This window comes from Polaromonas sp. YR568 (genome assembly GCF_943369415.1).
Lineage (GTDB): Bacteria > Pseudomonadota > Gammaproteobacteria > Burkholderiales > Burkholderiaceae_C > Polaromonas.
Genome location: NZ_CALRNF020000007.1, coordinates 21,405 through 33,421, shown reverse-complemented (window position 1 = coordinate 33,421; position 12,017 = coordinate 21,405). Strand labels below are relative to the sequence as shown.

The window sequence follows — 12,017 nt, the reverse complement described above, 5'->3', positions numbered from 1 at the left end:
ACGGCCAATGACCACACCTGAACAAAAGAAAAGCAACCTGCGGCTGGCACTGATACTGGCCTCGGTCGCGCTCGTCTTTTTTGTGGGCTTCATGGCCAAGATGATTTTCCTGGGTCACTGAGAGCCGGTTTTTCCGACTCCAGGCTCAAACCGGTAACACTGATGCGGCTCAAGCGCGAAAATTTCAACATGATGGGCAAGCTGGGCGTGATCGTCCTCGGCATGTTTGCCTTCGGTTACGCGCTGGTGCCTATTTACAAGGCGATCTGCGAGATGACCGGCATCAACGTGCTGGCCCTGTCCGACCGCCAGATCCCCGGGGCGACTTCCAGCCTGCCGGCCAACACGCAGGTGGATCGCACCCGCACCATCACGGTCGAGTTCGACGCGAATTCACGCGGCCCCTGGCATTTCAAGCCGGCCCAGAACACGCTGCAGGTGCACCCGGGCGAGCTGACCACGGTGATGTACGAATTCCAGAACGTGCAGAACCGGACCATGTCCGCCCAGGCCATTCCCAGCTATGCGCCGGCCCAGGCCGGCGCGCATTTCAACAAGCTGGAATGCTTCTGCTTCAGTCAGTACACGCTGGCACCCGGCGAGAAAAAACAGTGGCCCGTGGTGTTCGTGATCGACCCGAAATTGTCGAAAGACGTGGCGACGATCACGCTGTCCTACACCTTCTTTGAAGTGGGCGGCAAGACGCCGGCCGCGCCGAAGGCAACGACAGCCGCCGTGCCACCTGAAAAGCAGGCAGGCGCATAAGCATGGCCCAGACACCCGTCAAAAAGCCTTCCTTCCTGCGCACGGTCAAGGCCGTCGCCTGGTCCTTCGTGGGCCTGCGGTCCCGCGGCGACTACGAGGAAGACGTGAAGAATTTGAACCCCCTCCACATCATTGTGGTCGGGCTGATTGCCGTGGTGGTGTTCGTCGTAGTCCTGGTGCTGCTGGCGAAATGGATGGTCGCGCGCTGAGAAGCGCGGAACAGTCCAGCACAACGGTTTGAGTTAAAGATTATTGGAAATTCGAGAGAAAAACAGGAGTCGAGCGATGTCATCAGCAACCCACGGGTCAACCCCCCACTACTTTGTCCCCGCCCCGTCGAGCCATCCGGTGATGGCCGCTATCGGCCTGTTTTTTGTCATTCTCGGTGCCAGCCAATGGATCAACGGCGCCGACTGGGGAAAATGGTCGCTGGCGTTCGGCATGGTGTGGTGGCTGGTGACGCTGTTCCGCTGGTTCAGTGAATCCATCGCCGAAAGCGAAGGCGGCCTGTACGGGCGCAAGATCGACCTGTCTTTCCGCTGGAGCATGAGCTGGTTCATTTTCTCGGAAGTGATGTTCTTCGGCGCCTTCTTCACCGCGCTGTGGTGGGCCCGCTCGCACTCGCTGCCGGCCTTGGGCAGCCTCGAAAACGCGCTGCTCTGGCCCGACTTCAAGGCCGTCTGGCCCAGCCTCGCCGCCGGCGTGACGGCTTCGCCCGCCGACATCATCGAGCCCTTCACCGCGATGAAGCCGCTGATGATTGGCGGCGGCATCTGGGCCTCCATCATGGGTTCCCTGCCGACGGTGAACACGGCGCTGCTGTTGAGTTCCGGTGTCACCATCACCATCGCCCACCATGCATTGATCGAGGGCAAGCGCGCCCGTACCATCGCCTTCATGTGGGCGACCGTTCTGCTCGGCATTGTCTTCCTGTTCGTGCAGGGCTATGAGTACTTCCATGCCTACCACGAGATGAACCTGAAGCTGTCTTCCGGCGTCTACGGCTCGACCTTTTTCCTGCTCACGGGTTTCCACGGCTTCCACGTGTTCGTCGGCATGCTGATGCTGCTGTTCATCACGCTGCGCCTGCAAAAAGGCCACTTCACGCCTGAAAAGCACTTCGGTTTTGAAGGCGCAGCCTGGTACTGGCACTTTGTGGACGTGGTGTGGCTGGGCCTGTACATCCTGGTTTACTGGCTGTAAGGCGGAACCAATCGCGGCCCGGGCCGCTCAATCAAAGGCCGCTTGATGCGGCCTTTGTTCTTTTATTTGCCCGCCGGGATGCCGGTGGGCTGGATATAACCCAGTTTCCACGCAATCAGGATGCAGATGAACAGCAAGACCGAAAACCCGACACGGAACGCCAGTGCGCGCGCCATGTTGCTGGTTTTGCGTTTGCGGCCTTCGCCATCTTCGCTGTCCTTGCCGCCCTTGAGCATGAAAAAAAGCGCCGAGGCCAGGCTGGCGAGTATGGCGATGAACGCCAGTGCAACGAGGTAAGTCATGAACAGGATTATCCGCGCATGACCAAGGCTTTGCACTCCCCGCGCTTCTGGCTGCTGACTGCAGCGGCCGTGCTGGTGGCCGGCACCACTTTTTCGCTGGGCCAGTGGCAATTGCGCCGCGCTGCGCAAAAAGAGGCGCTGCAGGCCGCCGTCGACTCCAAAGGCCGGCTTCCCGCGCTGGATGCGCAATCGCTGCTCACGGCCAAAAACATCACAGACGACATCCACCGGCCGGCCGTGCTCAAGGGTGTCTGGCGGCCGGAACACACCCTCTATCTCGACAACCGGCCCATGAGCGGCAAGACCGGCTTTGTGGTGCTGACGCCGCTGGTGCTTGAAGGCACGTCGCAGGCCATCGTGGTCCAGCGCGGCTGGGTGCCGCGCAACTTCGCCGACCGCACCCGCCTGCCGGAGATTTCAACGCCCGCGGGAGTCGTCACGGTGGAGGGCCGCATCGCCCCGCCGCCCTCCAGGCTTTATGAGTTCAAGGGCGTCGAGAGCGGCCGCATACGGCAAAATCTCGACTTGCCCGCTTACCGCGCGCAAACCGGCCTGCCGCTGCTGGAGGTCTCGCTGCTGCAGACCGGCGCAGCCGGTGAGGGTCTGCAGCGTGAATGGGCCGCGCCCAACCTCGGCGTGGACAAGCACTACGGTTATGCCTTCCAGTGGTTCGGCCTGTGCGCCCTGGTGTTCATCCTGTATGGCTGGTTCCAGCTGGTCCTTCCTTTCCGTGCCCACCGTACCCAAAGTACCTCACCACGCCGCCCAAAAAGCGGTGATCAACTGCCGTGACCACTACGCCTGACGCTTCTTCGACCCCTGCCGCCGCACCCACCCTGCAGGACCAGCCCCTGGGCCTGACCGTGCATGCCATGCCGGTGCCGGACCCGTCCAGTGTGCGCGCGCCCAGCACTGTCGCCGGACGCTGGAAAATGCTGGCCGTGCTGCTGGTGTGCGCCGCCCCGGTGGTCGCCTCCTATTTCACCTACTACGTGGTCCGGCCCGAAGGCCGCCGTAACTTCGGCGAGCTGATAGACCCGCAGCGACCCCTGCCGCCGCTGGCCACACGCGCGCTTGACGGCCGCGCCGGCACGTTGACGGCGCTGAAAGACCAATGGCTGCTGATCAGCGTGGCGGGCGGCGCCTGCGATGCCCGCTGCGAGCAGAACCTGTATTTCCAGCGCCAGCTGCGCGAGTCGCTGGGCAAGGAAAAAGAGCGCCTGGACCGCGTCTGGCTGGTCGCCGACGACGCGCCCGTGCGCGAGGCCTTGCTGCCGGCCCTGGCTTCTTCACCAGTGCTGCGCGTCGCGCCCGCCGACCTCGCGAAATGGCTGGAGCCCGCCGCAGGCCACCGCCTGGAAGACCACCTCTACCTGGTCGACCCTATCGGCAACTGGATGATGCGTTTCCCGGCCGACATGGATGCAGCAGCCGCCGCCAAGGCCAAGCGCGACCTGGAGCGCCTTTTGAGGGCCTCCAGCAGCTGGGACAAAGAGGGCCGTTAAACCGGCGAAGCCGGTTTAACGTCAATCTCGCATCGCCATGTCAAGCACCGCACTCTACGACCTCAGCCCCGCCCTGCGCCTGATGATCATGGGCCTGGTGGTGGCGCTCGGGCCGCTGGCCTGGGTCTGGGTGCGCAACAAGAACGCGCCGGTGTCGCAGCGCCTGCGGGTGCTGACGCTGGTCACGCTGTTCCTCACCTTCGACCTCGTGATCTTCGGCGCCTTCACCCGGCTGACCGATTCCGGCCTGGGCTGCCCTGACTGGCCCGGCTGCTACGGCAGCGCCAGCCCGGTGGGCGCGCAGGTGCACATCGAGGCCGCGCAAACCGCCATGCCGACAGGGCCAGTCACGCATTCCAAGGCCTGGATCGAGATGATCCACCGTTACCTGGCGACGGGCGTTGGCGTGTTGATCCTCACACTCACGGTGACGAGCTGGATGGAGCGCCGGCGCGTACCGGTCTCTCCCTGGTGGCCTGCCGCCACCTTGGTGTGGGTCTGCCTGCAGGGCGCGTTCGGCGCGCTCACCGTCACCATGAAGTTATTCCCCGCCATCGTCACGATGCACTTGCTGGGCGGCCTGGTGCTGCTGGCGCTGCTGCGCGCGCAATCGCTGCGCCATGCAGAACTGCAGGCGCCGCCGGCCCAGGCTTTGAGCGGCGGCATTCGCTTCGCCGCGCTGGCCGCGTTTGCCTTGCTGTGGCTGCAGATCGCCCTGGGCGGCTGGGTCAGCACCAACTACGCGGTGCTGGCCTGCACCGACTTCCCCGCCTGCCAGAACTCGCTGTGGCCGGCCATGGATTTCCGCCAGGGTTTCACGCTGTGGCGCGAACTGGGCGCGGGCCATGACGGCGCCAACATCAGCTTCCAGGCCCTCACCGCCATCCACTATGTGCACCGCCTCACGGCCTACCTTGTGTTTGCCGTCTTCATGGCGCTGGCTTTTTGCCTGTACCGCCTGTCGGCCTGGCGCACGCCCGCGCGCTGGCTGGCCGGGCTCACGCTGCTGCAGGCCGTCACGGGCATCAGCAATGCCGTGCTGGGCTGGCCGTTGCTGGCCGCGGTGTCGCACACCGGCGGCGCGGCGGCCCTGGTCATTGTGCTCAGCGGCGTGGTCTTTTCCGGCCGCGGCGGGCCCCGCGCGCCACATGCGTCAAAATTGAATGCCTAGCGATTTCCCATGAACCCCAGCACCCCATCCGCCGCCCCGGCATCCGCCACGCCCCACATTCCGTCGAAGTTCGCGCAGTTCTATGCGCTGACCAAGCCGCGCGTGGTGCAGCTCATCGTGTTCTGCGCGCTGATCGGCATGGTGCTGGCCGTCCCCGGCGTTCCCGCCTGGCCCGACGTGCGGCTCGCGCTCATCGCCTGCGCCGGCATCTGGCTGGTCGCCGGCGCCGCCGCGGCCTTCAACTGCCTGGTCGAGCAGCAGATCGACGCGCGCATGCGCCGCACCGCCTGGCGCCCCACGGCCAAGGGCGAACTGAGCAACCCGCTCACGCTGGCATTTTCGGCAGGGCTGTGCGCGCTGGGCTCCTGGATTCTGTATGTGTGGGTGAACCCGCTCACCATGTGGCTGACCTTTGCCACCTTCATCGGTTATGCGGTGGTCTACACCGTGATCCTCAAGCCCATGACGCCGCAGAACATCGTGATCGGCGGCGCCTCGGGCGCCATGCCGCCGGTGCTGGGCTGGGCCGCGATGACGGGCTCGGTCGGCCCTGAGGCGCTCATCCTGTTCCTGATCATCTTCCTCTGGACGCCGCCGCACTTCTGGGCGCTGGCGCTGTACAGGGTCGAGGACTATCGCAAATCCGGGCTGCCCATGCTGCCGGTCACGCACGGCAACGAGTTCACGCGCCTGCAGGTGTTTTTGTACACGCTGGTTCTGTTTCCCGCCTGCCTGATGCCTTTCATCTTCAAGATGAGCGGCTGGCTCTACCTGGTGGCCGCCGTGGGGCTGAGCATAGGTTTCAGCTGGTACGGCTGGCGCCTGTGGCGCAACTACTCCGATGCGCTGGCGCGCAAGACCTTCCGCTTTTCGCTGATCCATCTTTCGGTCCTGTTCGCGGCCCTGCTGCTGGACCACTACCTTGTCTGAAGCCCGTATGAAAACCCCAAGCACCTTGCCCACGCGACGCAGCGCCGTCAAAACCCTGGCCGGCGCCGCGGTGCTCGCGGCCACGGCCGGCCTGCTGGCCGCCTGTTCGCCCGACAAAGCGCAGTTCAAAAGCATAGACCTGACGGGCGCCGACTATGCGCAGGGCTTCACGCTGGCAGACCACAACGGCCAGGTGCGCACGCTGAAAGATTTTTCCGGCAAGGTGGTGGTGGTGTTCTTCGGCTTTACGCAATGCCCCGACGTCTGCCCGACCTCCATGGCCGAACTCGCGCAGGTCAAGCAGCAGCTGGGCCCCGACGGCGACAAGCTGCAGGCCATCTTCATCACCGTCGACCCCGAGCGCGACACGCCCGAACTGCTCAAGGCCTATATGGGTAATTTCGACCCGGCCTTCCTCGCGCTGCGCCCCACCATGGCGCAACTGCCCGAGGTCGCCAAGGATTTCAAGGTCTACTACAAAAAGGTCGACGGCAAGACCCCCGGCAGCTACACCATGGACCACTCCGCGGGCAGCTACGTGTTCGACGGCAAGGGCCGCATACGCCTGTACAACCGCTACGGCAGCGGCGTGGAATCGCTGGCCTCCGACATTCGCCTGCTGCTCAAGGGCGCCTGAGCGCCCGCAGGTGAGCCTCCCCTAGAAGTTCACCGTCTTGATCGACTTGCGCGTGTTGGCCGGCATCTCCCGCAAGGACTTGAGCATGTAGGCCAGGTGCAGCGCGGCATTGGGGTGCTCCCCGCATTGCGCGTCCGGCACCATGGCAATCGCCACGTGCAGCTTCAGGCGCGATCCCACCGGCAGCAGGTCTGACGGCTGCAGCGCCCGCGCCACCAGCTGCGTGGCCGCCGCCACCGCCTGCGCGGGGCTTACCGGCCCCTCGATCAGCAAAGCGAACTCACAGTCGCCGACACGCGCCGCGATGTCGATGTCGCGCGCCAGCTTGCGCAGGCAGGAGCCCGCCAGCACCAGCGCGTAATCCGAGATCTGCCGTCCGTGCTCCCTGGCGAACCAGCCGTGGTTGGACAGGTCGATCATCAGCAGCGCGCTGCGGTGCTGGTAGCGGTTCGAGCGCAGCAGGGCCTCGTGCAGCCGCGCCTCGAAGGTGTGCTGGTTGCTCAGTCCCGTGAGCGGCTCGGTCTGCGCCAGCGCGGCGGCGCGCGCGCGGGCTTCGCGGCGCTGCGCGGCGTGCCTGAGCAGGCCGTAAAACAGCAGCGGCGTCTCCAGCGCCGCGCCCAGGGTCAGGCCGTACTGCGTGAGGAAGCTGACCGGAACCAGGCCCAGGTTGCGCAGCACCGGGAAGGGCGCCATCACCACGACCGGCACAAAGCCCAGCGCAATCCAGCGCATGGTGGGGTCGCCGCTTTGCCAGGCGATGAAGACCAGCGCGCAGATCACGGAGATGGCCGCGATGATGAGCGCCGTGGTGGCGACGAAGCCCGCATGTGTTGGGTAAACAGTGTCGAGCACGGCCACCAGTGCCAGCAGCATGATCAGGTGGAGCGACAACCTGTCGAGTGGAGCCGAGAAGCGCTGCGGCCGCGTCACCACCCGCGCAAACCAGATGCCGCTGCAGGCCGCCAGCACCGGCAGCAGGAAGGCCGACAGGTCGTTCCATGCCGGCGAGTCCGGCCAGAGGTATTGCCCGCCTATGCCCAGCATCGCGGCCTGGGCCGCGGCCCGCGCGCTGATGTAGACGGCGTAGGCCGCAAAGCTCCTGTCCCTGAAGGCCACCGCGTTGGCCGCAGCCACCAGGGCCATCAGCACGGCCAGGCCGAAATAGGCGCCCAGCAGGAATTGCTCCTGCATGCGTTGCGCCAGCAGGGCGGGCTGGCTGTAAATGAAGAGCGGTGCCGAGAAGGGCGTGCGCGCATGCTCGATGCGGATGAAGTAGGTGACGGGCCGCGTCTGCTCCGCATCCAGGTCGAAAACCGGGAAGCGGTCGGGGCGCGGCCACCGGCTCACCGGCAGCTTGTCGCCGGCTTTTTGTTCGATCCAGTCCCCTGCGGCGTTGCGGTAGTGCAGGCTGACCCGGTCGACGCCGGCGCTGCTCACTTCCAATGCCCAGCGTTGCGACAGGTCCGGCTGCATGGCGTTAAAGCGAATCCACATCACATGGCCGTCCAGCAATACGGTGTGGCCGGCCGGGCGCCTGGCAAACGGCAGGTCGTACTCCCAGGACTCCACCTGTTCCAGCACGGCCTTGCCGGTCGTGTCGATCCAGAACTGGCTGTGGTCGGCCAGCGCGACCTGGCCGTCGGGTGCGTTGAGCTGCAACACCGGCAGCCGCGCATCGGCGGCGTGCTGGGCCCATCCATGCGTGGCTGGTAACAGCAGGCACGCCGCCAGTATTCCCACTATGCAGCGGCCACGGAGGAGTGCGCGCCCGAACCGCAGAATGCGTCCGGGCTTGCCCGTGAGTGCGTGGAAGATCAGCACAAATTCATTGTGCGGCTGCGCGCGGACAAAAATTTTTTAAATTTTTGTGGGTGCCTGGCGAGCCCGACGAATGGCGTGCGCGCGCAACTGCAATTTATTGCAGCAAGCCTGCGCCTGGAGGCTGCGCGCGTCCACAAAAAAGCCCGCACTTTCGACGGTGCGGGCTTTTGGGGGAAAGGGTGTGAGCCCTGGCCTATGCGTCTTCGCTTATGCGTAAGCCGCAAGCACCTTCTTCATCTTCTTCATCGCGGCCACTTCGATCTGGCGGATACGCTCGGCGCTGACTTTGTATTCAGAGGCGAGGTCATGCAGCGTCATGCCGCCTGAACCGTCGTCGTTCACCTTGAGCCAGCGCTCTTCCACGATGCGGCGCGCGCGCGGGTCCAACTCCTCAAGCGCGGCAGTGATGCCGTCCGAGGCGAGATTGTCACGCTGGCGCGATTCCATCAGCGCGGTCGGTTCCTGCGTCGCGTCGGCCAGGTAGGCGATGGGGCCGAAGGCGTCCTCGCCGTCGTCACCCGGGCTAGGGTCCAGCAGCACGTCGCCGCCCGACATGCGCTGCTCCATTTCGATGACTTCCTCGCGCTTGACGTTCAGCGTCTTCGCCATGGAATCGATCTGGCCTTCGGTCAGCGTGTCGCGGTGCGTCGCCACGTCGGCGTCGTCCTTGAAACCCTGCTTCATGGAGCGCAGGTTGAAAAACAGCTTGCGCTGGGCCTTGGTCGTGGCGACCTTGACCATGCGCCAGTTCTTCAGGATGTACTCGTGGATCTCGGCTTTGATCCAGTGCATGGCATAGCTCACCAGGCGCACGTTCTGGTCCGGGTCGAAGCGTTTCACAGCCTTCATCAGGCCGATGTTGCCTTCCTGGATCAGGTCGCCGTGGGGCAGGCCGTAACCCAGGTATTTGCGCGAAATCGACACCACCAGGCGCAAGTGAGAAAGCACTAACTTACCGGCCGAGTCAAGATCGTTGTTTTCCTTGAGGTTTTTGGCGAATTCCTGCTCCTGCTCCAAAGTGAGCATGGGCAGGCGGTTGACGGCGGAAATGTAAGCGTCCAGGTTGCCCAGTGGGGGAACCAGCGACCAAGGGTTGACGGCTGCGACGGCACCCGGGTTGGGAACGGCCACGGCAGCGGTCAGCGGTTGGGGGGAAAGAGCATATGACACAGCAGGACTCCTTTTCTCTATTGCCAAATATTAGCACTCTGTTGGATCGAGTGCTAAGCAATAGGTTCAATGATGCGGATAGCGGAAGGCTAATACGTAATAACCCTTGGTTTTCAGTATGACTGCCGCAGGCCGGTTTTGGTTCAGGGTGTAAGGTGCCCGTGATGTAAACGCGGGTAATTCCTGGCGTTTCCGGCCGGGATGCCGATTTCCAGCTAACTTTGAACTTTTTCCACTTAACTCTGAATTTATGGCCGCGTTTTTGAGGGCAGTCCCGCTGCATTCATCTGTAGAGGACTTCAGCGCTAGTTGTCATCAGGCGTGGAGTAGCGCTAAAGAAGTCGCTTAGCATCAGGCTGGGAATCCTATTCAGTCTATTAATCTCACCTAACAAGGCCTTGGAAATCTGATTCTGAGAGTCGCGACGCTACTACCCGCTGGTTAGTTGCGGTAGCTGCGATGACGCATGTAATTACGTCACTAGATATAGCCAGCCATTGGTGATAGGCTCGCGAAGATTTGTAACAAATTTCTGACGGGTCCGGGAGGCTCGGACGGCGGAAGTACTTAAAGACCCATGCGCATACCAGCCCCGTCCAACGAAAGCCTCCTTTCGCGAGTGAATTGGAGGCAACTCGCCGGCGTCGCAAGCCGCGAGGTCAAACAACGCCAACTTCATTCGCCAGTAGTCTCCGCTTACCGCTGGTGGGCGAGGCGCCCCCATTGCGTTATGGGCGCCATTTTGGATGCTGCGGTTGAGCAGTACGGCCCTGGATTGACGGCCGCAGACCCATTCAGTGGCGGTGGGACGGTCACCTTTGAAGCAGCAAAACGTGGCTTGAAGGCGTACGCACAGGATCTATACCCTTGGCCAGCTCGAGGATTAGCATCTGCTCTGCATAGCTGCGACGCTGATGACTTGACTAAGGCCGCAGCAGCCGTCCTTGAGGCCGTTGCGCACCTCCGATTGGCGTACAAAAATTCAGCTGGGCAGGAATTGAGCCACATCCTGCGAGTGCGCACGGCAGAATGCCTTGACTGTGGGCGGACGAGCTATCAATTCCCCCACCCGCTTGTTTCCCGGGCAAGTCGCGCCGTCGCGGAAACCTCAGCTTTCTTCGGCTGCTACGAGTGTGGTTCGGTGTCTAAAAGAAATAAAGACGTTGGCAGTTATAAGTGTGGAAGCTGCGCTTCCCGTTGGAGTGCGACAACGTTGCTGGTCGGCTGCGCTCACTGTGCATCAGAACGATTGAGCCCGACGGGATGGCATGCGGTGCTAGTCCAGCAGCTTACACAGCAAGGCAATCAATGGCGGGCTGTCCTTCGTCCGGTCAAACACGACGACCCAGTTCAAGCGGACTCCGCCGTGGGTGGTGTAGCTGCTCTGAATGAGCTCATTTCCCCAGGGAAAGAAACGAAGCGGCTCATTGACAATGGCCTGATGCGTTGGGGCGACTTGTACACACGTCGTCAAGCCCACGTGCTGGCGGAAGCCCTAGTCGCAATAAAACAGTTGGATATGCCACTTGCAGTAAAGGATCGGTTGGCCTTTTCAGTGCTGGGTGCAGCTGAGATGCCAGCATTTCTGAGTCGGTGGGACCGATCAAATCTGAAGCCGTTCGAAGGAATGGCGAACCATAGATACACGCAAACCACCCTCGCTGTCGAAACAAATTTCCTTTCGCCAGTCGGAAGAGGAACGTTGCCGCGACGATTCGGCGCCGCGTCCACCAGCCTTCAATGGCTAATCGAGTCCTGTTCGACTCCACCTAAGGTGGTATCAACTACTTCCGGCCGACGGGGCCGCAAGCGAACGGATTGGGACATCCTAATTTCGACGGGTAGCAGTTCCCAGCAAGCTCTACGTGATGGCTCTGTAAGTGTCGTTGTAACTGACCCGCCATATTTCGATGACGTTCAATACGGCGAACTAGCGCGGCTATTTCATGCGTGGCTGAAGGTGTATGACCCAAAGTTGACTTTTGATGAGGCCCAGGAGGCGGTGCCGAACTCAATCAAAGGCACATCTGCGGCGGACTACGAAAACATAATTGCGGCGTGCTTAAGGGAGAGCCGCCGCACTCTTAAGGAGGACGGCACTTTGGTCCTTACATTTCATAATAAAAAAATGGTCGCATGGCAAGCGTTGACCGGGGCGATCTGCAAGGCAGGTTTCGTGGTTAAGGCACTTGCCGTTGTTCGTGCAGAGAACGAGGCCGACCACTGCAAACGCAACGTGGAAGCCATGCTCCATGACCTCGTTATCGAGTGTGTGCCATCGACCAGCCAGGCGGCTAGGCCCGTAAGTCTCGAATTTCGGCCTAAGACACTTGCCGAAATGAATCTGGTGGCAATTGGCCTCGCTTTGGCAGAATGTGTGAAGTCGGCACAAATCGACCGACTCGCTGAACTGTACGTGTTGCATTTGTCCCGTCTGACCAAAAGCGACAAGCTGATTAGGTAGTCAATGTGGGAAGACGCTTTTCAGGTTTCCACGCAACGGGTCACATACG

At 62.4% G+C, this 12,017-nt stretch carries 13 protein-coding genes; 10 read left to right on the top strand and 3 right to left on the bottom strand.

What is annotated here, in order from left to right; genetic code table 11:
- Positions 1-7 precede the first annotated feature (7 nt).
- The 4 genes from ACLV74_RS06645 (at position 8) to ACLV74_RS06630 (ending at position 1,968) form a co-directional block, all read left to right on the top strand.
- The gene (locus ACLV74_RS06645) at positions 8-121 is read left to right on the top strand and encodes a cytochrome oxidase small assembly protein (protein ID WP_348048202.1); all 114 of its coding nucleotides are present in this window, start codon (positions 8-10) and stop codon (positions 119-121) included.
- Positions 122-162: 41 nt separating this feature from the next.
- Positions 163-765, top strand: a complete 603-nt coding sequence (locus tag ACLV74_RS06640; protein WP_411878583.1) for a cytochrome c oxidase assembly protein — start codon at positions 163-165, stop codon at positions 763-765.
- A 2-nt stretch (positions 766-767) separates the two neighbouring features.
- Positions 768-974 (top strand): DUF2970 domain-containing protein, encoded by a 207-nt coding sequence (locus ACLV74_RS06635; protein ID WP_411878582.1) that lies wholly within the window; start codon positions 768-770, stop codon positions 972-974.
- A 76-nt stretch (positions 975-1,050) separates the two neighbouring features.
- Positions 1,051-1,968, top strand: a complete 918-nt coding sequence (locus ACLV74_RS06630; protein ID WP_411878581.1) for a cytochrome c oxidase subunit 3 — start codon at positions 1,051-1,053, stop codon at positions 1,966-1,968.
- 62 nt (positions 1,969-2,030) lie between these two features.
- Here the strand turns inward: ACLV74_RS06630 and ACLV74_RS06625 are convergent, their stop codons facing one another.
- Complete coding sequence (locus ACLV74_RS06625; protein WP_411878580.1) at positions 2,031-2,270, bottom strand: twin transmembrane helix small protein; 240 nt, start codon at positions 2,268-2,270, stop codon at positions 2,031-2,033.
- A gap of 18 nt (positions 2,271-2,288) precedes the next feature.
- Between ACLV74_RS06625 and ACLV74_RS06620 the strand changes: the two genes are divergently transcribed.
- Genes ACLV74_RS06620 through ACLV74_RS06600 form a run of 5 tightly spaced genes read left to right on the top strand, consistent with a single transcriptional unit; the run spans position 2,289 to position 6,513 of the window.
- Complete coding sequence (locus ACLV74_RS06620; RefSeq protein WP_411878579.1) at positions 2,289-3,062, top strand: SURF1 family protein; 774 nt, start codon at positions 2,289-2,291, stop codon at positions 3,060-3,062.
- Positions 3,059-3,775 (top strand): hypothetical protein, encoded by a 717-nt coding sequence (locus ACLV74_RS06615; protein ID WP_411878578.1) that lies wholly within the window; start codon positions 3,059-3,061, stop codon positions 3,773-3,775. Before ACLV74_RS06620 ends, ACLV74_RS06615 begins: the two co-directional genes overlap by 4 nt.
- Before the next feature lie 37 nt (positions 3,776-3,812).
- Positions 3,813-4,946 (top strand): COX15/CtaA family protein, encoded by a 1,134-nt coding sequence (locus ACLV74_RS06610; RefSeq protein WP_411878577.1) that lies wholly within the window; start codon positions 3,813-3,815, stop codon positions 4,944-4,946.
- Between the two features lie 9 nt (positions 4,947-4,955).
- Positions 4,956-5,876 carry a heme o synthase gene (gene cyoE / locus ACLV74_RS06605; protein ID WP_411878576.1) on the top strand — a complete coding sequence of 307 codons (921 nt, stop codon included), beginning with the start codon at positions 4,956-4,958 and terminating at the stop codon, positions 5,874-5,876.
- 7 nt (positions 5,877-5,883) lie between these two features.
- Positions 5,884-6,513, top strand: coding sequence for an SCO family protein (locus ACLV74_RS06600; protein WP_411878575.1), 630 nt, complete (start codon positions 5,884-5,886; stop codon positions 6,511-6,513).
- Positions 6,514-6,534: 21 nt separating this feature from the next.
- Here ACLV74_RS06600 and ACLV74_RS06595 read toward each other — a convergent pair whose 3' ends face one another.
- Both ACLV74_RS06595 and rpoH read right to left on the bottom strand, forming a co-directional pair.
- Entirely contained in the window at positions 6,535-8,253 is a 1,719-nt protein-coding gene (locus ACLV74_RS06595; RefSeq protein ID WP_411878574.1) for a diguanylate cyclase, read from the bottom strand.
- Between the two features lie 288 nt (positions 8,254-8,541).
- Complete coding sequence (rpoH, locus tag ACLV74_RS06590) at positions 8,542-9,465, bottom strand: RNA polymerase sigma factor RpoH (protein ID WP_411878573.1); 924 nt, start codon at positions 9,463-9,465, stop codon at positions 8,542-8,544.
- A 1,405-nt stretch (positions 9,466-10,870) separates the two neighbouring features.
- Here rpoH and ACLV74_RS06585 point away from each other — a divergent pair.
- A complete protein-coding gene (locus ACLV74_RS06585; protein ID WP_411878572.1) occupies positions 10,871-11,968 on the top strand; it encodes a hypothetical protein in 1,098 nt (365 codons plus the stop codon).
- The last annotated feature ends 49 nt before the right edge of the window (positions 11,969-12,017 follow it).

Excerpts from the sequence above, each read along its gene's own strand:
- ACLV74_RS06600 (WP_411878575.1), top strand. The coding sequence starts at position 5,884 with ATGAAAACCCCAAGCACCTTGCCCACGCGACGCAGCGCCGTCAAAACC.
- ACLV74_RS06610 (WP_411878577.1), top strand. The coding sequence starts at position 3,813 with ATGTCAAGCACCGCACTCTACGACCTCAGCCCCGCCCTGCGCCTGATG.
- ACLV74_RS06635 (WP_411878582.1), top strand. The coding sequence starts at position 768 with ATGGCCCAGACACCCGTCAAAAAGCCTTCCTTCCTGCGCACGGTCAAG.
- ACLV74_RS06645 (WP_348048202.1), top strand. The coding sequence starts at position 8 with ATGACCACACCTGAACAAAAGAAAAGCAACCTGCGGCTGGCACTGATA.
- ACLV74_RS06630 (WP_411878581.1), top strand. The coding sequence starts at position 1,051 with ATGTCATCAGCAACCCACGGGTCAACCCCCCACTACTTTGTCCCCGCC.
- ACLV74_RS06625 (WP_411878580.1), bottom strand. The coding sequence starts at position 2,270 with ATGACTTACCTCGTTGCACTGGCGTTCATCGCCATACTCGCCAGCCTG.
- ACLV74_RS06640 (WP_411878583.1), top strand. The coding sequence starts at position 163 with ATGCGGCTCAAGCGCGAAAATTTCAACATGATGGGCAAGCTGGGCGTG.
- ACLV74_RS06620 (WP_411878579.1), top strand. The coding sequence starts at position 2,289 with ATGACCAAGGCTTTGCACTCCCCGCGCTTCTGGCTGCTGACTGCAGCG.
- cyoE (WP_411878576.1), top strand. The coding sequence starts at position 4,956 with ATGAACCCCAGCACCCCATCCGCCGCCCCGGCATCCGCCACGCCCCAC.